18 protein-coding genes are annotated in these 22,340 nt (G+C 55.6%); 8 read left to right on the forward strand and 10 right to left on the reverse strand.

What is annotated here, in order from left to right; translation table 11 throughout:
- Positions 1-48: 48 nt before the first annotated feature.
- The 5 genes from Q0824_RS15915 to Q0824_RS15935 form a co-directional block, all read right to left on the reverse strand.
- Complete coding sequence (locus Q0824_RS15915) at positions 49-795, reverse strand: DUF484 family protein (protein WP_298452971.1); 747 nt, start codon at positions 793-795, stop codon at positions 49-51.
- A gap of 16 nt (positions 796-811) precedes the next feature.
- Positions 812-1,729 carry a diaminopimelate epimerase gene (gene dapF / locus Q0824_RS15920; RefSeq protein ID WP_298452973.1) on the reverse strand — a complete coding sequence of 306 codons (918 nt, stop codon included), beginning with the start codon at positions 1,727-1,729 and terminating at the stop codon, positions 812-814.
- Positions 1,730-1,743: 14 nt separating this feature from the next.
- Positions 1,744-2,994, reverse strand: a complete 1,251-nt coding sequence (lysA, locus tag Q0824_RS15925; protein ID WP_298452976.1) for a diaminopimelate decarboxylase — start codon at positions 2,992-2,994, stop codon at positions 1,744-1,746.
- A gap of 42 nt (positions 2,995-3,036) precedes the next feature.
- Complete coding sequence (locus Q0824_RS15930) at positions 3,037-3,228, reverse strand: lipoprotein (RefSeq protein ID WP_298452979.1); 192 nt, start codon at positions 3,226-3,228, stop codon at positions 3,037-3,039.
- 70 nt (positions 3,229-3,298) lie between these two features.
- Positions 3,299-6,169, reverse strand: a complete 2,871-nt coding sequence (locus tag Q0824_RS15935) for a class I adenylate cyclase (protein ID WP_298452982.1) — start codon at positions 6,167-6,169, stop codon at positions 3,299-3,301.
- Between the two features lie 117 nt (positions 6,170-6,286).
- Here Q0824_RS15935 and Q0824_RS15940 point away from each other — a divergent pair, with 117 nt between their 5' ends.
- A complete protein-coding gene (locus Q0824_RS15940; RefSeq protein WP_298452985.1) occupies positions 6,287-8,755 on the forward strand; it encodes an EAL domain-containing protein in 2,469 nt (822 codons plus the stop codon).
- Positions 8,756-8,798: 43 nt separating this feature from the next.
- Here the strand turns inward: Q0824_RS15940 and argH are convergent, their stop codons facing one another.
- A complete protein-coding gene (gene argH / locus Q0824_RS15945) occupies positions 8,799-10,208 on the reverse strand; it encodes an argininosuccinate lyase (RefSeq protein WP_298452989.1) in 1,410 nt (469 codons plus the stop codon).
- A gap of 58 nt (positions 10,209-10,266) precedes the next feature.
- The gene (locus tag Q0824_RS15950) at positions 10,267-11,118 is read right to left on the reverse strand and encodes a transporter substrate-binding domain-containing protein (protein WP_298452992.1); all 852 of its coding nucleotides are present in this window, start codon (positions 11,116-11,118) and stop codon (positions 10,267-10,269) included.
- 310 nt (positions 11,119-11,428) lie between these two features.
- Between Q0824_RS15950 and Q0824_RS15955 the strand changes: the two genes are divergently transcribed.
- From Q0824_RS15955 to Q0824_RS15980, 6 genes are all read left to right on the forward strand, one after another.
- On the forward strand, positions 11,429-12,397 hold the full coding sequence (locus tag Q0824_RS15955) for a sensor histidine kinase (RefSeq protein WP_298453185.1): 969 nt from the start codon (positions 11,429-11,431) through the stop codon (positions 12,395-12,397).
- Positions 12,394-13,164 carry a LytTR family DNA-binding domain-containing protein gene (locus Q0824_RS15960; protein ID WP_298452995.1) on the forward strand — a complete coding sequence of 257 codons (771 nt, stop codon included), beginning with the start codon at positions 12,394-12,396 and terminating at the stop codon, positions 13,162-13,164. The genes Q0824_RS15955 and Q0824_RS15960 overlap by 4 nt, the downstream gene beginning before the upstream one ends.
- Before the next feature lie 105 nt (positions 13,165-13,269).
- Positions 13,270-14,211 (forward strand): hydroxymethylbilane synthase, encoded by a 942-nt coding sequence (hemC, locus tag Q0824_RS15965; RefSeq protein WP_298452997.1) that lies wholly within the window; start codon positions 13,270-13,272, stop codon positions 14,209-14,211.
- Entirely contained in the window at positions 14,192-15,004 is an 813-nt protein-coding gene (locus Q0824_RS15970) for a uroporphyrinogen-III synthase (protein ID WP_298453000.1), read from the forward strand. The genes hemC and Q0824_RS15970 overlap by 20 nt, the downstream gene beginning before the upstream one ends.
- 8 nt (positions 15,005-15,012) lie before the next feature.
- Positions 15,013-16,095, forward strand: coding sequence for a uroporphyrinogen-III C-methyltransferase (locus tag Q0824_RS15975; protein ID WP_298453003.1), 1,083 nt, complete (start codon positions 15,013-15,015; stop codon positions 16,093-16,095).
- Positions 16,092-17,333: a heme biosynthesis HemY N-terminal domain-containing protein gene (locus tag Q0824_RS15980; protein ID WP_298453007.1), complete on the forward strand. Its 1,242-nt coding sequence runs from the start codon at positions 16,092-16,094 to the stop codon at positions 17,331-17,333. Before Q0824_RS15975 ends, Q0824_RS15980 begins: the two co-directional genes overlap by 4 nt.
- 41 nt (positions 17,334-17,374) lie before the next feature.
- On the opposite strand, the gene Q0824_RS15985 is transcribed toward Q0824_RS15980, so the two are convergent.
- From Q0824_RS15985 to rho, 3 genes are all read right to left on the reverse strand, one after another.
- Positions 17,375-18,379 carry a 2Fe-2S iron-sulfur cluster-binding protein gene (locus Q0824_RS15985; protein WP_298453191.1) on the reverse strand — a complete coding sequence of 335 codons (1,005 nt, stop codon included), beginning with the start codon at positions 18,377-18,379 and terminating at the stop codon, positions 17,375-17,377.
- A gap of 1 nt (position 18,380) precedes the next feature.
- Positions 18,381-19,868 (reverse strand): 4-hydroxy-3-polyprenylbenzoate decarboxylase, encoded by a 1,488-nt coding sequence (gene ubiD, locus Q0824_RS15990; protein ID WP_298453009.1) that lies wholly within the window; start codon positions 19,866-19,868, stop codon positions 18,381-18,383.
- A 263-nt stretch (positions 19,869-20,131) separates the two neighbouring features.
- On the reverse strand, positions 20,132-21,394 hold the full coding sequence (gene rho, locus Q0824_RS15995) for a transcription termination factor Rho (protein WP_298453012.1): 1,263 nt from the start codon (positions 21,392-21,394) through the stop codon (positions 20,132-20,134).
- Positions 21,395-21,760: 366 nt separating this feature from the next.
- Between rho and moaB the strand changes: the two genes are divergently transcribed.
- Entirely contained in the window at positions 21,761-22,333 is a 573-nt protein-coding gene (gene moaB / locus Q0824_RS16000) for a molybdenum cofactor biosynthesis protein B (RefSeq protein ID WP_298453014.1), read from the forward strand.
- Positions 22,334-22,340: the final 7 nt, after the last annotated feature.

The raw sequence follows: 22,340 nt of genomic DNA on the forward strand, positions 1-22,340 counted from the left end.
CCGCTCAGCTCATCAGGTAATTGAACTGACACAGGCAAAACAACCACTCTAGCGGGACTCCGTCGCAAGGTCGGCGACCGGAGCAGCTGTGGTGTGACGACGAACCATCGGAGGCAATAGTCGGCTCAATGTGTCGCTGATGTAGCTGAGAAACAGAGAACCCATCTGCTCATCGAAATAACCGGGCTGACAACTACCGACCGCAAAAACGCCCACCAACTCTTCATTGCGCAAAGGCACCAGAGCAACGGACGCAATGGGTTCGTCGCGATCCGGAAACAGGAACGCCCGCTGGTTTTCACGGAACTGACCGCAAACCGCTTTGCTGCCTTCCAGAAGGTTACCGAGATGCTCCTGGGCTTCTGACGGTGTCACAACGTGAAGCGCACCTTGGGCACTGCCGGCCACCGCCGCATCCGTAAACAGAATCACAGAGGCTGCATCCAACCCGAAGTCACCACGAATGCTGTCATCAATGGTAGACGCCATATCCATAAGATTGCGGGCTTCGATTACCTGCATCAGCAACCGCTTGCTCTTTTCAAACAGGCGGTCGTTATGACGGGCGATGGATACCAGCTCAACCAGCTCATGGCGGAGCGTGTCCCGCTGTTCGCGGAAAAGGTGTACCTGGCGTTCCACCAGCGAGATTGCCCGCCCACTGTCGTGGGGCAAGGTCAGGCTGCGCAGGAGTTCGTCCTGATCGACAAAAAAATCAGGATTGTCTTTCAGGTACTCAACCACCGCTTCCCGGGTGAGCTCACCGGCCTTCTGGTGGGCCGTTTGGTCTGTCATCGCGCTCTCCTGGCTATCAGATCCGTTGTTTGTGTGGGCGGCTAGGTCTTCTACGCCGGGCGCCACCTGGTTCACCGGGCAGTCTCAACTGTCCCTCAAATACACTTGTGGCGGGGCCTTCCATCATAACAGGCGCCCCCTCGCCCTTCCATTCGATGACCAGCCGACCGCCACGAAGGTCCACCTCTACGCGCTCATCAAGCAAACCGCGCAAGCGCCCTGCGACAACTGCGGCACAGGCACCGCTGCCACAAGCAAGGGTTTCGCCGGAACCGCGTTCGTAAACCCGCAGGCGCACATGATTTCGACTGATGATCTGCAGAAAGCCTATATTGCCGCGCTCGGGAAACTGCGGGTGACTTTCCAGTTGCGGCCCAAGGCGTTCCACTGGCGCCGTATCCACATCCTCAACGACAATAACGCCGTGGGGATTGCCCATGGAAACTGCGCTTAGCTCAACGGCTTCTGCCCCCACTTGCACCGTGTATAGGTTCTCACGATGCTCAGCGGCAAAGGGAATGGCCCGCGGATTCAGCTCAGGCACGCCCATATTGACCATGACCATGCCGTCTTTAGCTGCTCGCAACTCAATCACGCCACCGGCTGTTTGCACACGGATAGTCTTCTTATTCGTCAGGCGCTGATCGCGTACAAACTTTGCGAAGCACCGGGCGCCATTGCCACACTGCTCAACCTCAGAGCCGTCGGCATTGAATATCCGATAACGGAAATCCACATCGGGCAATCCCGGTGGCTCCACAACCAGAAGCTGGTCAAAACCGACACCAAAGTTGCGGTCTGCCAGTTCCCGAATCATTTCCGGGCGCAGCCTGAATGGTTGGCTAATGGCGTCGATAACCATGAAGTCATTGCCCAGCCCATGCATTTTACTGAACCGGAGCAATGGCCCCTGATGTCGGCGCTGCGAGTTCATATCCTGCCCATCACTCATTCAGGCAGGCAGTTTTCGGGCGCGAGCTGTTCTTCAATGGTTTCGCGGTGCCGAACAATGTGTACTTCATCACCATCAACCATCAATTCCGGCGGCCGGTTCCGGGTGTTGTAATTTGAGCTCATCACAAAACCATAGGCTCCAGCAGAACGCACCGCCAAGAGATCTCCAGCCTTGAGCTGGAGCGGGCGATCTTTGCCCAGGAAGTCTCCGGTTTCGCACACTGGACCAACCAGATCCCAGATTTTTTCTTCTGCATCCTCGTGAGGCTGCACAGGAACAATCGCCTGCCATGCGCTATACAGCGCAGGACGGATCAGATCGTTCATGGCTGCGTCGATAATCGCGAAGTTCCGATGTTCGGTGCACTTCAGAAACTCAACCCGGGTAATCAGTATGCCGGCATTGGCCGCAATAGAGCGGCCAGGCTCAAGAACGAGCGCCAGGTTGCGCTCACCGATACGCTGGTCCAGCGCCTTCACGTATTCAGCAGGTTGAGGCGGTGTTTCATCATTGTAAGTAACACCCAAGCCACCGCCCATATCCAGATGCCGAATATGAATACCGTTGTCTGCCAAAGCATCGATCAGCTCCAATACACGGTCCAGTGCATCCAGGAACGGCGTTACCGAGGTAAGCTGAGAACCAATGTGGCAATCCACACCTATAATTTCCAGGTTTGGCAAGGTTGCAGCACGGGCATAAACGGCCAGCGCTTCCGCGATATCAATACCAAACTTATTCTCTTTCAGACCGGTAGATATATATGGGTGTGTTCCTGCATCAACGTCCGGGTTCACCCGCAACGAGACAGGCGCCTTCACTCCCAGCTCGCCTGCTACGGCATTAAGTCGGTCGAGCTCAGTGTCAGACTCCACGTTAAAGCAACGAACGCCCGCTTCCAGAGCACGGCGCATTTCCCATTCCTGCTTGCCAACCCCGGAAAACACCACCTTGCCCGGGTCGCCGCCGGCACGCAAAACCCGCTCCAGCTCACCCGCAGACACTATGTCAAAACCGGCGCCCATGCGTGCCAAAACATTCAGCACGGCAATATTGCTATTGGCTTTAACGGCATAGCAAATGAGAAGTTCGCGCTCACTCAGGGCTTCATCATAGGCCCTGTAATGGCGTTCCAACGTAGCACGGGAATACACATAAGCTGGCGTACCAAAACGCTCAGCAATGGAGGAAACAGGTGCATCTTCGGCGTAAAGTTCGCCGTCACGGTAGTTGAAATAATCCATTTTATTCCTGATTCGTTTAGCGGTGTCTGGTTGCGCGTGGGGCTATTCAGCTTGCGTGTCAGCCCGAGTGCTGCGGCCGCCCGCGTGCCCGCTTTGAGCTACAGCGCTGTTTGCCTGCTCGACTGGCTTGGACGATGTTTCCGGATTCTCCCGGTATAACGGTCCTTTCTGACCACAGCCACCAAGTGCTGCTGCCACAACCAGTATCACGATCGGCATGTTCCTCACGCGCATACTTGACACCTCTGAGTTCATAATGTCCAAAGTATACCTGACCCACGCCCTGCACGGCGAGGCCGGAGCGCTACAGAAATGCCTCCAGTTCACGGTTCAGGGAATCCTCAAGAAAAGCCCGGTAATACAGGTACTGACTGGTTTGTATATCCTGCTGGTACACCCTTGGGTCCAGATCGTGGGGCAAGTGCAGATCCGTCAGGTAAACCGGATAGCGATCACGACTCTGTCGAAGAGAATGGATATAGTGAGCAACAGCCGGAATCAGCTGATCACCGTATTGCAGAACCGTAAACTCCTGCTCACCGCAGTAAAGGTCGAAACGAACGCGGCTATCTCCTTCCTGGACGCCCACCGCTTGCACCTCGAATCCCGGCAGAGGCGCACCAGCATCTGCCTGCGGCCGATATTCCGAGCGCCAGACTCCGTTGTTTGAAACCAACTCATAACAGCGAACTCCAGCGAGACCGACGGGCATTTCGGTATTGCGCAGGGTGCGTCTTTCCACCAGATTTTCCAGGAACCGCAACAACGGGGCCAAGAGATGGCGTCGACCAGCGGCTTGCTGACTCCAACCAAAAACAGATCCACGTTCATCAATCACTCGGATCTGAACCCCCTCGCCCCGCAGCATATAGAACACCTGGATGCTGTCTGGCTCACTTGCCTGACAGGCTACCCGCAAAGCCGGATCGTCCAGCAGTGCGTGGCGATCAAACACGACAGGCAGATAAGTGTCGCGGGGTTGAGCAAGACACTCCAGCAAGGCAGCCCGATTCTCAAGGGCCATAAACCCGGGCTCGGTGCCGCTGAACTCCAGCAGAAAATACCGACGATCCATTTCAATCACATAGCGCAAGGGGTGGGGGCCTGAGCCTCCGGCAAAGAACTGGCGCAACACGTCGGCAAACAGCTCCCGCACCCTCCGGGCAATAGCACTGCCGTGCCCCCGGTTATGGCTGTGCACCTCAAGACCGGGTATGTTGTGGGGCGCCACGGCCACAGAAGCAAGAACATTCTTCAGGCACTGGATCAAGGTATCCCCGGATGCATAATGCTGAAGGCTGACCTCTTGCCAACTGTTGAGTGTGATCTGATCAATGCAAATAACCAGATTTTCGCGACCGCCACTGAACCCCAATGAATCGTGCCTGGCACTGAGCTTGTGCAGGCCTCGCTCAGTAAGATGGGACTGGGGGTCAACACCCACGTTGATCAGAAGGAGGTTGCGCAAAGGGCGGACGCCACGGGCAAGAGCATCTCGCTCGGCAGGTTCGACTGGAAACGGCAAAAACCCCGCAAGCGCATCCAGCATCTCCCGCAGCTCGCTAACCGAGGCAATGCCCTGCCCGGTGCGGACGTTGAGTCGAGTGGAGCGGGTGAGCAAGCCGTTGCAGTAACACCAGACCACCAGCTCGGCGAGATTACCGGAGCGCCGGATAACCGGCTGCCAGAAGGCATCCGAAGGGTCTTCCAGATCCCGATATAGCAGCCAGCCGGTTCCTGTACCGCCCTGTTCTGACTGATGGTGAAAGGCCAGATTTTCCTCTGCCAATGATGGCACCAGCCCCGGATTTATCTGTTCCACCTTGCCGGCTTTGCGCTGAAACGCGGCATACAGTTTGCGCCCAAGCAAGTTGATATCGTTTGCGCTGATGGCTGACTGCTCGCCATGATCACGGGCCATTTTCGACAGCAACCGATAGCTGTGGGTAAGCTCCGACACCACCGCTCTGCGCAGGGAAGATGCCTCCTCCGCCCGCCAACGGTGTCGATTATCCAGCAACTCAAGCTGCTTTCGCTGCCAACCCCAGCTATCAACCAGGCTCTTTAACAGTCGAGCCCTCCAGAGCTCCGCCCCCCGCTGACCAGCCATTCCGGTACGTGTCAGAGGCAGGCCCGCCTTGATATAAAAACTGCGACGTACCAAATCCAACCGCGAACTGGCGCCCTCACTCAGGAGCCACCGTTCAAGGCGCTGGTAGAGCATCACATAGGGATCGAGATCATCCGCATTCGTATCACCATCGAACACCGCTTGTTTGAAAATAAGCGACAAAACCGGAAGATCCTGCGTTTGGGCGTAGCACTCAATAAGCAGCAGCTTCAAAATGGCTTTCCAGGGCGCATCAATTCCCTTGTAGAGCTGCCACACACCCGCTCCCAAAAACTCACTGGCGGGTATGGATGGCACAGCGCCAAAATCAATGTATGCATCACCACGAATAAAGCGATAGTCCACCAGCATATCGACGCACTTCTGGTACCGCTGTTCTTGCTCCGGGGGAATCAACCACCACATGGGATAACACCCACCTAAATGAATGGCCGTGCGATAAAACTCATCCAGCAGCAAATAATGCTGGGCGCTACCGCAGTTTTCCCCACTCACTTCAACCCGCTGCCGACCGTCACGCCATTCGGCGGCAGAAAACACAAATACATGCAGTTCAATGCCAAACGACAAGGCCCACTCAGTCAACCGTTCCGCCTTACGTTCCAGAAGCCTGATTCCGCGCTCCTCAAGGTCGTCCCTATGACATAGCCACACATCCAGATCACTGGTAACAGAATGGCCCAAGGTACCAGGGCTACCCATTAGAAAAAGCGCTTCCAGATCGGCTCTGCGCTTGCCTTCATCCCGCATGCTGAAGGTGCGAGCCAAGCGCCGTGCTGCGCCTATGGTGGCCGAATCCGGCTGGTAATGGCTCAGGCCATAGGGGCATTGGACATCCAGATAGCCTGGCAGCGCTGGATGATTGGTGTGAAACACCAATGGCAAAATCTCCAGCACCACCTGCTGCCGGTAGGTAAGCGACGAGTGGGCTCGCTCCCAGCGCTGGCGGTTAAGCATGAGAAATCTGTCCTGCAGGCGGCGCAGGATTTTGCGGTCAATGCCCTCGTCAAAATCCAGGGCAATCGGTGTAGCGTGAGCAGTCAAGGCAGCTCCGGGGGAGAGGTTCTTTCCGGTTTAATTATCAGTATGATGAACTCATCGTGGCACAATCATCAAAAAATAAAAGCGGCATACGCTTACGTAAACCCGAGGCCCGGCCCAGTGAAAGAGTTTGTCATACAGCGTTATCGCACTGATACATCCAGTGTCACCGGTCGCCAGACCCTGTTGCGTATTGATGATGAAGGTAAGGTTCTATACGCGGACAGCAATGCCGAGGCTGTACTTGGGTACGATGCCAGTGAACTGGAAGGCATAATGGTACACCGGGTGCTGGCATCCAGAGAAGACGACCCCTTTGCACCAGCCAATCGACACCGTATCGAGAGTGGCCAAACTGTGCTGGTCACCTTTCGTCACAAGGAAGGCTTTTTCTACACGGCAAGCCTTTCATTGCGCATCAGTATACGCGATTCAGATGGCGCCGCGAGCGCCCGCATTGCTCAGCAGGAAAGCTCCGCCATAGACACCCGCCTATTGCGCTTTTCTGAAAGCGCAGCGGGCTTCGGAATATGGGAATTGGATATCACCAGCAACCAGATGACCTGGACAGAAGGGTTATATCGGTTGCTGGAGCTGAAACCGGGAACGGAAATCACACCGGAACAAGCACTGTTCTACTGCCAGGGTGGCCAGGAACGTATTCGGGCACTTTTCCGCAGATGCGCACGCACCGGCGCACCCTTCACAATTGAGCTTCATCTGCTGACTGCCAAAGAAAAAATCATTCGCGCAACGCTAAATGGCCGAGCCCTTAAAACCGGCGGCAGGTTACGTAAACTCGGAGGGACCCTGGTAGATCGTACCGGCGAAATGCAACGCGATCATGCCCGCTTGAAGGCTGCAAACATACTGAATGCCACCACGGCCGCGAGCCCTGGGTTGATCGCTGCCGTGGATAAAAACCTAAATCTGCTGCATTTCAACGCGCCCTATGCCCGGTTGTTTGGCAGCCTGTTTGGCGCAACACCCAAAGTGGGCGACAACCTGCGCCAGTTACTTGAAAAGCACCCGAATGAACGACATCTGGCGGAACAGCTCTGGCAACGTGCCTTTGAGCAGGACAGCTTTATTGTGGACATGCCTGTCACGCAACAAAGTGGTGAGTGGCCGGTGTACGAGTTTCACTACCAGCGCCTGACAGACAGCAAAATCGGCGACCCCGGCACGGACAAAAGCGAAACTGCGGGTGCTGTGGTTGTAGCCAGTGACATCAGCAACCGCGCCAGCAAAACAGGGGACAGCGAATACAGATACCGGCACGACCCGGTAACCGGCCTCACCAATCGCAGGGAATTTATCGCCCGCCTTCAGCGCCAGTTGGACCAAGCTGGCAAAGAAGCGATCGACAGCTGCCTTCTGTATCTGAACCTCGACGCCTTTGGCCACTTCAACAGCATCGCCGGAAACGGCGCCAGCGACCGCTACCTCAGGGAACTGGCCAGCATTCTCGATGTGCGCAGTAGGCCACAGGATACGGTATCGAGGCTTGCCGGCGATACCTTCGCGCTGCTCATCGAAGACTGTACAGAGTCTGCAGCCCGCAAGCTTGCAGACAACCTTCTATGCCTCATCCGAAATTTTGTTTTCCAGTGGCAAGGGCACCAGCTACAAACCACCGCCAGTGGTGGTCTGCTGATAATCGGAAAGAACACGTCTACCAACTCCGAACAGTTGCTGGGACAAGCTGCAGATCTGTGCCATGACGCCAAAACATCCGGTCGCAACCGGGTTCATACTGCCCACGCCACACGCCCGAAACCAGATCACAGCGACAGCAACGAACTTGTCGACCAGATCCGAAAAGCCCTGGATAAGCAGTCGTTGATTCTGGAGTTCCAGCCGCTCAAGCCGGTTGCCAGCGTTACCTGGGGTGATCACATCGAAATTCTCGCAAGAATTCCAGGTAGCGGAGTGCATGAACAATGGTTGCAGCCGGAGCAGTTTTTGCCGGTAGCAGAGCGTTTTGATTTGGCCAAACGACTGGATCGCCAGGCCATACTGCAAACGTTTACCTGGCTGGGCGAGCACAAATTACTGGAGCCCAGGCTGAAATATTGTGGTTTCAACCTGTCCCTCGCCAGCGTTCTGGATGACACCTTTGCGGACTTCATGGAATCTGTTCTCGGCGCGTCAAACTACCCCGCAGAATCCTTCTGTCTTGAGGTTCGTGAAGCCCACGCAACACAATACCCGGATGAGGTTGCTGTGTTGTGCGACGCGCTACACAGGATTGGTTGTCGAGTAGCACTGGATGGTGCCGGCGCGTCTGTGGAGAGTTACAGGCTTGCGGCAAAGCTGCCTGTAGACGTTATCAAACTAGACCGCAGTTTGATGCACAGGCTGGGAACCGACCCGGTTCAGCAGATTATGGTAGAAGCGCTACACCGAATTGCGCAGGACGCAGGGAAAATAACGGTGGCGACCTTTATCGAGAACGATGACATTCTTCGGAAGGTCCGAACACTGGGCATTCATTTTGGCCAAGGATTCAGGCTTGGACCACCTATACCCCTGGCGGAGCTGACGCCGGTGGCGGTCGATCTCACCACCGGGCGGATAGGCGGCTAACCCCCCAAAACTCAGGAACAACGAGCTCCGGGGGGCAAGGGTTTCAGCCCAGCAACTTGCGAGCGCGGCCTACAGCGGCCCGCACCTGAGCTGGAGCGGTTCCACCCAAATGGTCACGGGCCTGAACCGACCCCTCGAGTGTGAGCACATCAAACACATCTTCATCGATGGTGTCAGAAAAACGCTTCAGTTCTTCCAGAGTCATATCAGAAAGATCCCGCTCTTCGGCAACACCAAAGGCCACGGCCTTGCCTACTACTTCATGGGCATCGCGGAACGGCATGCCTTTTTTGACCAGATAATCCGCCAGATCTGTTGCAGTCGAGAACCCGCGCTTGGCAGCAACACGCATGTTGTCGGCTTTTGCACGAATGGCCGGGACCATGTCGGCGTAGGCTTTCAAGCAGCCCTTGATGGTGTCGACCGTGTCGAACAGAGGCTCTTTATCCTCCTGGTTATCCTTGTTGTACGCCAGCGGCTGGCTTTTCATCAGCATGAGCAAGGACATCAGGTGGCCCGTCACCCGCCCGGATTTGCCCCGAACAAGCTCCGGCACATCAGGGTTCTTTTTCTGGGGCATGATGGAAGAGCCGGTGCAAAAACGGTCCGGCAAATCAATAAAATCAAACTGTGCGGAGGTCCACAGCACCAACTCTTCGCTGAAGCGGGACATGTGCGTCATCAACAAAGCCGCGAAGCTGCAGAATTCAATGGCGAAATCCCGGTCACTCACTGAGTCCAGCGAGTTTTCAGAAGGGCGCTCAAAACCCAGCAACCGTGCGGTCATGGCGCGATCGATCGGGTAAGTGGTACCCGCCAGTGCCGCTGCCCCCAGAGGCATCACATTCACACGCTTGCGGCAGTCCTGCAGACGCTCACCATCCCGCACCAGCATTTCATACCAGGCCAGAAGGTGGTGCCCGAAGGTGACTGGCTGTGCCGTTTGAAGATGGGTAAAACCAGGCATGATGGTATCGGCTTCGCGTTCGGCCAGATCCAGCAGGCCGGCTTGCAGGCGCTTGAGCTCTTCGGCAATCACATCAATTTCATCACGCAGGTACAAGCGGATATCTGTGGCAACCTGATCATTTCGACTGCGCCCTGTGTGCAGTTTTTTACCCGTAATACCAATACGATCCGTTAACCGGGCCTCGATATTCATGTGAACATCTTCGAGGCTGACGGACCACTCAAAACGCCCTGCTTCAATGTCTTCTTTTACGCCGTTCAGGCCTTCTATAATGAGATCGCGCTCATCCACCGTCAGAACGCCAACCTCTGCGAGCATGGTCGCATGGGCGATGGAACCGGTAATATCGTGGTGATACAGGCGCTGATCAAACCCTACAGATGCTGTAAAGCGCTCCACAAATGCGTCGGTGGGCTCGCTGAAGCGTCCACCCCATGGTTTTTCGGAGGTTGCGGCCTGATCAGGTTGTTTCTTGTCCGTCATGGTGTAAGTACTCTCGTTACATGTAATGAGTCAAATAGATGTATATATCAGCGCGTGATCAATCGGGCAGATCTCGACAGGAGGGGCAAACATAACGACGAACAATGGCTGAGTAGGTGCCGTCATTTTGCATGGCCTCCAACGCACGATCAAAGTTTGCGACAAACTCCGGGCTGACTGATTCTTTAGAGAAAATATAATGGGCTTCTATGCTCGAGACGACCATCGAGCTGTATGTTATCCGGTCAGAAAGCCCCAACGCCTGGATCTCATGCATAGCCGTCAGTTTATCCGCAATCACCCCATCAATACGATTCAGAGCCAGCATTCTCCAAAGCGAATCCCGGCGGGATGTGTACTCGATATTTCCTCTGTACCTTGAATCCTGGACGAGGGCGCCGTATTCCTCACTATAAGATACGTTTATTTGTGCCCCGAGCCTGAAACCCGAGTCCAGGACCTCTCGCAATCCCGAAAACCTGAACTCAGCTTTGTCAGAACGACGAATGAACAGCAGGTTGGGCGAGATGGTCGGCACTGTATTAGCGTAGTGAGCGTATTTTTCCCGCTCGGGTGTGCGATGAGCTCCTGAGACCATATCGATACGCCCCTGACGCAACTCTACCAGCCCACGCGCCCAAGGAAGCTTAACCAGCGTAAGATTACAGTTCATGCGTCGCATGATTTCACGACTAATATCAGCATCAATGCCCGCAACATGGCCCCGCTGCGGGATGAAGTAAGGTGCGTCATCATCCCAGCGTAGCGTTATACTGCACTCAGCAAAGCTTTGCGTTGCGTACCCAAGCAGTGAAATAGCCAAAACAACCGCTTTGAACAGCCCTGCGAATGAAGCACTCCGCAAAATCAACAATGTTGCAGATTCAGAGTTATTGGTGGCTTGTCTCATTATGGGCTCTGCCTAACTCTCTTGATTAAGATCGAGCTGTCATCCCAGCCAAAATCGACGGAAATCACCTGAACCTGGCGAAGAAGGTTCAAATTGTTTAGCCGCAACAGGGAGCGCTTTAGTGAGTACTGAATATAGTCTATCTTTGGTGCTGACAGCCCAGCACTATACTCGCGCGGAATGGGCACAAATATCGTGACGGGAGTATAACATTCTGACCCGCAGAAAAGTGACTACCCTGAGCAGGGACAAGACTGTCGCCATACAGAATTTTTTCGTGCCGGATCTGTGCCGGGTACGGTCTGTATTCATGCTACTGATCACCAGCGAACTGCTGGTGCTGGTGCTGGCGATTGTTCAGGCCAGCGAAGGCTGGATTGACTGGAACTACTTTGCACTTCTCTCGCTATTTGTACAGTGGACCACTCTCACCAGTGCCGCGCTGATTTGCCTCCTGCGCACCCGGCTGGCTCGAATGTCTGTTTCCCGGGCTACCTTCGCTATTGCCGCCATCGTGCTCATAGATGTGCTCGCTTTCAGTCTGTTTGCCGACAGTGTTCTGCACCCGAAACCGGGCATTGTCGACTGGCAGGCTATCGCCAAAAAGCTACTACTGGCCCTGTTGATTACGCTGATGGTTCTTCGCTATTTCTACCTGCAGCACCAGTGGCAACAACAGCGGGAAGCCGAAATGCAAGCACACTTGATTGCCCTGCAGGCGCGAATACAGCCGCACTTTTTGTTCAACAGTATGAACACCATCGCCAGCCTTATTGCCTCGGACCCGGAACAGGCCGAAGAAGCCGTGCTGGATCTTTCTGAGCTCTTTCGCGCCAGCTTGCGCACCGGCGACCAACTCATTCCAATGGCGAAGGAGCTGGACCTCTGCCAGCGCTATCTGGCAATCGAATCCCTGCGTCTTGGCCCCCGCCTGAAACTGGAATGGCACATTGCCGACGGACTGGAGCGCCAGGCGATACCACCGCTAACCTTGCAACCACTGGTAGAGAACGCGGTTTATCACGGCATACAGCCTCGCCCCGAGGGTGGTACGGTGCGCATAGAGGCCGAAGCACGGGGCAAATACGTGTACCTGCTGGTTCAAAACCCCAAACCGGACACCAACAGCAGTCAGCACAGTGGCAACCAAATGGCCCTGAGCAACATTCAGGCAAGGCTACAGGCTCTGTTTGGGGAGGCCGCTGTACTCAAACACAGCCATCAAGGGGACGTTTATACCGTCACCTTGCGGCTGCCCAAAACTACACAGTACTCATGACCAAACAGAAGATTCTAATCGCAGATGATGAACCATTAGCCCGGCAGCGCTTGAGGCGTCTTGCCGAGAGCTTGCCTGAGTACGTGGTTTGCGGGGAAGCCGGTGATGGCGACACCACACTCGCTCAGGTTGCCGGCTTGCAGCCGGATATCCTTTTACTGGACATACGCATGCCCGGACTTGATGGCATGGAAACGGCAGCGCGCCTGAGCCAGCTCAGTAACCCGCCAGCAATCATTTTCTGCACCGCCTACGACAACTACGCAATTCAGGCTTTCGAGGTTCAGGCTGTGGCCTACCTGCTCAAACCCGTGCGCAAAGATGCACTGACTGAGGCCCTGGCCCGTGCGGGGCGGATTAATCGCGTACAGCTGCGCACACTCTCTGACAGCATGGCGGGCAGCGCCGCCGAACGGGAAACTGCGGAAGATGGGCAGCTGTCGGTTCGAACCCATCGAGGTACAGAACTAATTGATATAGCCGGGATCCGCTATTGTCAGGCGGATCAGAAATACGTGACCATTCACCATACCCGTGGTGAGACTGTATCTGATTACACCCTCAAGGAACTGGAAAGCGCCTACCCCAACCAGCTGCTCCGGATTCACCGCAACACTTTGGTGGGCGTGCAATATATCCAGGCACTCAGGCGCACACCGGATGGTCAAAACCTGCTATTACTCAGGGACGATCTGGGCGAACTCCAGGTAAGCCGAAGGCACACCAGCAGTGTGCGCCAGTGGCTACAAAGTCAACAGCCGGGCTGAAGCAACCGCATGCCCTTGCAGGCGGTGCAGCGCGGCCATCCACGGGACTTTTACGGCGCCACAGGGTAACCTTGGCGAACATATTCATAACTGACAGTGAGCATCATGTCCAAACGAACCCTTCGCGTCGCAACCCGAAGTAGTGCCTTGGCGCTATGGCAGGCAGAATTTATCAAGGCCGAACTGGAACGGCTCCACGACAACGTGGTTGTGGAACTGATCAAGATTAAAACCCAGGGCGATAAAATCCTCGATGTACCTCTGGCTAAAATTGGCGGTAAAGGCCTGTTTGTAAAAGAGCTGGAAGAAGCCATGCTTGACGGCCGCGCAGACCTCGCCGTGCACTCCATGAAAGATGTGCCGATGGCCTTTCCCGACGGCTTGGGCCTGGTCGCTATTTGCGAGCGAGACGATCCTACCGATGCCTTTGTCAGCAACAACTACGCAAACGTAGACGCCTTGCCACAAGGCGCCGTGGTGGGCACCGCCAGCCTGCGCCGGGAATCCCAGCTGCGTGCCTACCGGCCAGATCTGGAAATTCGGGTGCTACGGGGCAACGTAAACACCCGGCTGGCAAAACTGGACGCCGGTGACTACGACGCCATCGTTCTTGCCAGCTCTGGTCTGAAACGTTTGGGCTTCCATGACCGAATTCGCTACGCCATACCAGACACAGTATCCCTGCCAGCGGTTGGCCAAGGCGCCCTTGGCATTGAATGCCGGCTGAACGACGACGAACTGCGGGCGATGCTGGAACCTTTGAGCCACGCTGACACCTCCGACCGGGTGAAAGCCGAAAGAGCAATGAACCGTCGCCTTGAAGGTGGTTGCCAGGTGCCTATCGCGGCCTATGCCCTGCTCGACGACGACGACACTTTGTGGTTGCGCGGGCTGGTTGGCGCTGTGGACGGCACAAAGATTCTCCGCGTGGAAGGCCGTGCGCCGCGCGCCGAAGGCGAACGCCTTGGCCGTGAATTGGCGGAAGAGCTTTTAGCGCTAGGTGCAGACAAAATCCTGGCTGAAGTTTATGGCCACACCCCAGACTAATCCAGCCACGCTGGCCGGCCGGCGTATTCTTATATGCCGGCCGGAACCGGAAGCTTCCAGACTGGCCCGGCAGTTTCAGGCTGCCGGCGCCGAGACGCACGTGTTCCCACTGGTAGAAAGAGAGCCTCTGCCAGAAACCCCGGAACGGCGTACCACCCTTCTCAACCTCGATGAGTTCTCCCATATTATTGCCGTCAGCCCCTACGCCGCACGCCTTTTGCTCGACGAGCTGGATACCTGGTGGCCACAACTACCTACCGGAATAGACTGGTATGGCGTGGGGGCTGGTACAGCCAGAGCACTCGCAGAATATGGCATAAACGCGCGCAAACCGGATGAAGGCTGGACCAGCGAAGCCTTGCTGAAGCTACCTGGTCTGGCGTGTATCGATGGAGAACGGGTACTTGTTGCCCGAGGCGAGGAAGGGCGGGAATTGACCCGCAGAACACTGGAAGAGCGTGGCGCCCGAGTCACCATATTGCCTCTTTATCGCAGATTCTGCCCGGATTACACGCCTGCGCAGATCCACACCGCCCTGATTGCGTTTGCCCCGGATGCCATTGTTGCGCTCTCCGGAGAAACCTTGAACAATCTCATCGCACTATGTGCGAATTGCAGCCATAATCTATACGACAGACCCGTCATCGTGCCCGCTCGGCGTATCGCCGATCAGGCGCTTGCGGCGGGATTCAACGCTCCGTGTATACCAGGAAGCCTTGCCGATAACGACATCGTGGCCGCCGCCGCAGAACAACTGGCAGGCCTGGACGGTGGCTCCGGAAAAGCCAAGTAAGGACGCCCGTGACTGAAACAACAAAACAATTACCTGTCCCGATTGCCAAAGAACAACCTGCCCGACAGAAAGTCTGGCCGGCTTGGGTTATCGCCATCATTGCGCTGATCAGTGTTGCCGTACTGGCACTGTGGAACTGGCAGCAATGGAACGACAACCAGTCCACCATACAAACGCTGAAAAGCTTGCAGCAGGATACCTCGCAGCTTGAGAATCTGTATGGCGACCGGGGAACCCAGCAAAACCAACGCTTGCAGGCTCTGGAAGATAAACTTGCATCCCAACGCGAGCTGATCGCCACCCAGCAACGGCAGATTGATCACACTGCTCGCGAATTACTGGAAGCCGGAAACCGCACCCGTACGGACTGGTTGCTGGCAGAGGCGGAGTATTTACTGCGCATAGCCAACCAGCGCCTGATGATTGAAAAAGACATTCGCGGTGCGCTGTCTGCCCTTGAAGCTGCAGACGAAGTGCTGACCGAATCCGATGATGTTGGCGTGTACCCTGTACGCCAGCAACTGGCCCGGGAAATCCTGGCACTTAAAGGCATTACCAGTGTCGACAGAACCGGGCTCTATCTCACCCTTGAAGCGGCCATAGACAGTGTTCACCAACTAACGGATCAAGCGCTTATCAGTGAGCAAGCTCCCGGATTTGTCGGTAACGCCCAGTCTGAGGAAGTTTCCGAAGAAGGCGGGGAGCCCGGCATGCTACTCAGGGCCTGGAAAAAGTTCAAATCTACCCTGATGCAAGTGGTTGTGGTTCGCCGCCTGGACGAATCCGTCAAACCACTGTTATCGCCAGACCAAAGCGCGTACGCACGCCTGAATTTGCAGTTGATGCTTGAAGAAGCAGAGATGGCTGTACTCAGAGGCAATCAGCCACTTTACGAACGCTCTCTGGCCAAAGCTCAAGCGGCCGTTGACGATTGGTACGACGGGAGCAATCCACGAGTCAGCGCTTTGACCAATACCCTCGGCGAGCTGACTACACGGAACGTAGCACCGGATTTACCCGACATAAGCCAATCTCTGGGCCTGCTCAAAGAGCGGCTGGCAGGTCGACTCAACAAAGGCAGTGAGTCATGATTCGCCTGCTTCTGATCGTTCTGTTTGCCCTGCTCATTGGCACCGCGCTTTCACTCGGATTGCAATACGACCTGGGTTACATTCGCATCAGCCTGGGCAACTATCTGATAGAAACCAACTTCTGGGTTGGGCTTTTGCTGCTGGTGGTTGTGGTTGCACTGATCGTGCTCACCATAAACCTGATCCGCCGCATGCGGCAAGGCACTGGGCTGATTGCCAACTGGGTTTCCCGGGGCAAGGAACGACGGGCCCGTCGGCGCACCACAATCGGTTTGCTGGCCCTGGCAGAAGGCAACTGGCCACGTGCCCGCAAGATGCTGACCACAGCCGCCAGCCACGCAGACACACCCCTTATTAACTATCTGGCGGCAGCCCAGGCAGCGTTTGAGAGCGGCGATCATGAAGCCGTCGATGAACTGCTGAGAAAAGCGTTTGAAAGCACTCCAGGATCGGACATGGCCGTGGGTATCACCCAGGCTCAGCTGCAGCTTGCAGGTAACCGTCTGGAGCAGGCGCTGGCAACACTGGTGCGCCTGCGCAAACAATCTCCACACCACCCCTTCGTTCTGAAGCTACTGAAAACCACCTATCTTCGTCTCGAAGATTGGCGCGAACTCTCAAAGCTGTTGCCAGAGTTGCGTAAGCGTAGCGTGCTCCCCGAATCAGAACTTGGTGAGCTTGAGCGGCTTGTTTGGCACAACCTGCTGGAAAGGGCTGCCGAAGACTGCCGGCGGCAGCAACAGGCCGATCCGAACGCATCCCTGGAGCCACTCACCCGCCTGTGGGATGAACTGCCCGGATTTTTGCGCAGAGATGAAAAAACCATTGCTGATTACGCTCGCCTGCTGGCCGATCTTGGCGACGAAGCCCAAACCGAAACATTGCTGCGCAAAGTTTTACACAATCACTGGAGCGATGATCTGGTCAATCTTTACGGCCGGATAGAAGGTCGCAAACCCGACGAGCAGCTTCTTACGGCAGAGCAGTGGCTGAAAGATCGCCCCAGCAATGCGGAGTTGCTACTGGCACTGGGCCGGCTCAGCTTGAGAAATGAGCTGTGGGGCAAAGCCCGGGAATATTTTGAAACCAGCTTGAGATTACGCCGCAGCCGGGACACTCTGGCAGAACTGAGCCGATTGAGCGCTCATATGGGCGATGAAGAAATGAGCATAAAGCTTATGATGCAGGGGCTGGCAACCGATAACGGGCTGCCGGAATTGCCCATGCCACGGGCCTGAGCAACCGCCAGACTTCATAATTCGACCATTTATCGAGCACCTCAACTGCGAGGTGCATACTCCAGCACATCAGAAAAGAACGCTTGAGGTGGAAGCCCCGCTTCCACCAGAGCGTCCATCAACGTGTAAACCATCGTCGGCGAGCCACTGGCGTGTACTTCCACATTTTCCCAGTCCATGCCTGAAGCCAATACAGCGCGTACAAGTTGGTCGTGGTGCCCGCTCCATTCGCTGTCTTCGTCATCTCCCACCACTGGCTGAAAGCTGAAAGCAGACCACTCCTGTTCCCACTGTCGAGCCATGGATCTGAGGTACATATCCTCGTGCCGACGCACGCCCCAGAACAGTCTTACAGGCTGGCCAGTAGTTGTGCTGCGCAAAAAGTCCACCAGGCTTTTCATCTGCGCAAACCCCGTACCGGCTGCAACCAGCAGCAATGGCTTCTCGGGAGCGCTCGCCAGACAGGCTTTGCCGTGGGGTAATTCCAGACTAACGGTTTCACCCGAGGTCAGCGCATCAATAACCTTTTGCGCCGACAGCCACTCAGGGGACGCCTGAATATGCAGCTCAATATTCTGCTCCGACGGACTGCTGGCAATGGAAAAATAACAGGGCTCAGCATCCGGCAGGTTGATGGACAAATACTGGCCCGCATGAAAAGACAACTCCCGCCGCCGTGGCAACTGAAGCTCAACCCGATACACATCGTGGCTGATTGAGCTTACATCCACTACGTTTGCCTGAAACTTTCGGGGCTGGTTCTGTCCTGCTGCCATAACGGCACTCATCTCCAATTCTAGATGGTCGAGCGCGGCGGTTCTGCACATCATCAGTCGCGCACCGACCGGAATCATCTGTTGGTTTCGGGTGTTCAGAGCGGAGCCGCTTTTCAGGCGAGCCTCACAAAGTTCGCAAACACCATTTTTGCAGGCGTGGGGAACGGCAATACCGGCACTGCCTGCTGCGCTTAACAGATCCCCATTGGCGGGCGCCAGGTAGCGAATGCCGGAGGGCTCAATAGTCACCTGCCACTGCCTGTTGCTCATATCAATCAGGGCGGTCAGCCGAAGTTTCAATGCCCAGGCTGTCCCAGAGTTCGTCCACACGCTGTTTTACCGCATCGGTCATGGCAATGGGCTCGCCCCACTCGCGGGAGGTTTCTCCGGGCCATTTGTTGGTGGCATCCATTCCCATTTTGGAGCCAAGGCCAGACACCGGCGATGCAAAATCAAGATAATCAATGGGTGTGTTTTCGACCAGTGTGGTATCGCGAATCGGGTCCATGCGTGTGGTAATGGCCCATATCACATCTTCCCAGTTACGGGCATCCACGTCGTCATCGGTCACGATCACGAACTTGGTGTACATGAACTGACGGAGGAATGACCATACGCCCATCATTACCCGCTTGGCATGGCCGGGGTACTGTTTCTTCATGGTAACCACGGCAAGGCGGTAGGAGCAGCCCTCCGGCGGTAGATAAAAATCCACAATCTCGGGAAACTGCTTTTGCAGAATCGGGATAAACACTTCGTTCAGCGCCACACCCAGAATAGCGGGCTCATCGGGCGGCCTGCCGGTGTATGTCGAGTGATAAATCGGGTCTTTGCGGTGGGTGATCCGCTCAACGGTGAACACCGGGAATTCGTCCACTTCGTTGTAGTAACCAGTATGGTCCCCAAACGGGCCTTCCGGGGCGTTGTCATCCGGGTAAATAAAGCCTTCAAGAACAATTTCGGCACTGGCAGGCACTTGAAGGTCACTCAGGCCGCACTGCACCAGTTCGGTGCGGCTACCCCTCAGCAAACCTGCAAAGGCATATTCGGAAAGCGAATCAGGCACCGGCGTTACCGCGCCCAGTATGGTGGCCGGGTCGGCGCCGAGGGCGACAGCCACTGGATAAGGTTTGCCAGGGTTCTGTTTCTGGAATTCCTGAAAATCCAATGCGCCACCACGGTGACTCAACCACCGCATAATGAGTCGGTTACGGCCAATCACCTGTTGTCGGTAAATCCCCAGGTTCTGCCGTTCTTTGTGGGGCCCCCGGGTAATCACCAGCGGCCATGTCACCAGCGGCCCGGCATCCCCAGGCCAACAGTGCTGTACGGGGATCTGGTAAAGATCGACTCTGTCCTTTTCGATCACCACATCCTGACAGGGCGCTGATCTGAGCACTTTCGGGCTCATGCGCATCACTTGCCGAAGCAATGGCAACTTTTCGATCGCGTCTTTGAAGCCTTTGGGGGGATCAGGCTCTTTGAGGTAGGCAAGCAGTTTGCCCACTTCCCGGAGTGCAGTTACGTCTTCTTGTCCCATGCCCAGAGCCACTCTTCGGGTGGTGCCGAAGAGGTTGGCAAGCACAGGCATGTCGTAGCCTTTGGGATTTTCAAACAACAACGCAGGACCACCTGCCCGCAGCGTGCGGTCGCAGATTTCGGTCATTTCCAGGTGGGGGTCTACTTCCACTGAGATGCGTTTCAGCTCGCCCAGTTTCTCTAACTGGTCAATGAAGTCCCGCAGATCGTTGTATTTCATCGTTGGCTCCGTTCACGGTTAGCTTCTAATACGGAGTTCGCCACCTTCCAGACTTCTCAGCCAGTGCCAGAACGCAATGAGGGCCTGCTTTCCCAGACACGCCGTAAACCCATTCCTGGGGGCTTGGTCTTGCCATCCTTGGCAAGACACAGTCTGGGAAAGCAGGCCCTCACCGCGTTCACGGAATCACCAGCTAACTCAAGGCAAAAACTCGCTAAAGCTGAACTGTAATCCAATAAAGGCGCGCGCCCAAAACTTCGACTCTAGCGACGCTTCATAGACTGGAAGAATTCGTCATTAGTTTTGGTGTCTTTGAGCTTATCCAGCAAAAACTCGATGGCCGCAGTGTCGTCGTCCATGGAGTGCAACAGCTTACGTAGAATCCATACACGCTGGATATCCGCTTCGCTCATCAGCAAGTCTTCGCGGCGCGTGCCGGAGCTGCGAACGTTGAGCGCAGGATACACCCGCTTCTCGGCGATTTTGCGATCCAGGTGCACTTCCATGTTGCCCGTGCCCTTGAACTCTTCGTAAATCACTTCGTCCATTTTGGAACCCGTGTTCACCAGAGCCGTGGCCAGAATAGTCAGGCTACCGCCCTCTTCTACATTACGGGCTGCACCGAAGAAGCGCTTGGGCTTTTCCAGAGCGTGGGCATCAACACCACCGGTCAGTACTTTGCCAGATGACGGGATGACCGTGTTATAGGCGCGAGCAAGACGGGTGATGGAATCCAGCAGAATAACCACGTCTTTTTTATGCTCAACCAGGCGCTTGGCCTTCTCGATGACCATTTCAGCAACCTGAACGTGACGCGCAGGTGGCTCATCGAAGGTGGAGGCAATCACTTCGCCGCGCACGGTGCGCTGCATTTCGGTTACTTCTTCCGGGCGCTCATCAATCAACAGAACGATGATGTGACACTCAGGATGATTACGCGCAATAGACTGGGCAATACTCTGCATCAGCAGGGTTTTACCGGCCTTGGGTGGCGATACAATCAAACCACGCTGGCCTTTACCGATAGGCGCAACCAGGTCCAACACGCGGGATGACAGATCCTCGGTGCTGCCATTACCGGTTTCCAGCTGCATGCGCTCGTCCGGGAACAACGGAGTCAGGTTTTCAAACAGGATCTTGTTACGGGCGTTGTCCGGCTTGTCGAAGTTGATCTCAGCCACTTTCAACAAAGCAAAATAACGCTCACCGTCTTTCGGTGGCCGGATTTTGCCGGCAACGGTATCACCGGTGCGCAGGTTGAAGCGGCGAATCTGGCTGGGGGAGACGTATATGTCGTCTGGCCCCGCCAGGTACGAAGCGTCGGCAGACCGGAGGAAGCCGAAACCATCCTGCAGAATCTCCAGTACGCCATCGCCGTAAATGTCTTCGCCGCTTTTCGCATGCTTCTTCAATATCGTGAAGATAACATCCTGCTTACGCGAGCGTGCCAGGTTATCGAGGCCCATTTCTTGCGCGATATCGAGCAATTCGGGCATGGAGTTCTGCTTGAGTTCAGTAAGATTCATAGGTTATTAGATTTTCAGGAATGGAATTAAACGGACGTTGGTATGACAGGGGTGCCCTGAACAGATTGTGTAATTCGTTGTCAAAACAGATGCTGGCCAGATGGAGCAACCGGTGCGAATGAGAGCCGGAAAAAAACAGAAGCCAGTATAGAGTGGGTACAAACGTTCGTAGGGCGAGACCGATAATCATCTACCTTGCTGGCCAATGTCAAGAGCACCGACCAAATTAGCGCCATTTTTTTCAACCGGCATGTCTGCGCACAAGGGCCGGAACCTCCCCCTGATGGGTTACTCCCTTCCATTGTCCGGCCTTGATGGGGATACTGGCACTATAGAATTTTTCGTGTTTTTTCCGGAGCCCCGACCATGAGCAGTGAATGCACCAGCGAACTTAACCCACTCAATATCGCCATTCTCACGATATCCGACACTCGTGGGCCCGAGGAGGACTCCTCCGGGCAGTTTCTTGAGGACAGTGTGCTGGAAGCCGGGCATACACTGATTTCACGGCGCATTCTGCCAGACGACGTTTACCTGGTGCGTGCAGCCATGTCGACCTGGATTGCAGAGCCGGACGTTCACGTTGTCATTATCACGGGCGGCACCGGTTTTCATGAACGCGACAGCACGCCAGAGGCAGTTATGCCGTTGCTGGACAAGACTATTGAAGGTTTTGGCGAGGAATTCCGGCGTCAGTCAGCCGACGAGATCGGCACCTCCACTATTCAGTCCAGAGCCTTCGGTGGCCTTGCCAACCATACGGCGATTTTTTGTCTACCCGGCTCTACCGGAGCATGTCGCACGGGCTGGAACGGCATTTTAAGTACTCAACTCGATAGCCGCCATGGCCCCTGCAACTTTTCCGCGCTGGTTGGCCGCAAACCTGAACGCGCCGTTGAGCGTCTTCATCAGGTTATAGGAACTCGCGCCGCGCGCTAATTTTGAC

This window comes from uncultured Marinobacter sp., assembly GCF_947488835.1.
Classification (GTDB): Bacteria; Pseudomonadota; Gammaproteobacteria; order Pseudomonadales; family Oleiphilaceae; genus Marinobacter.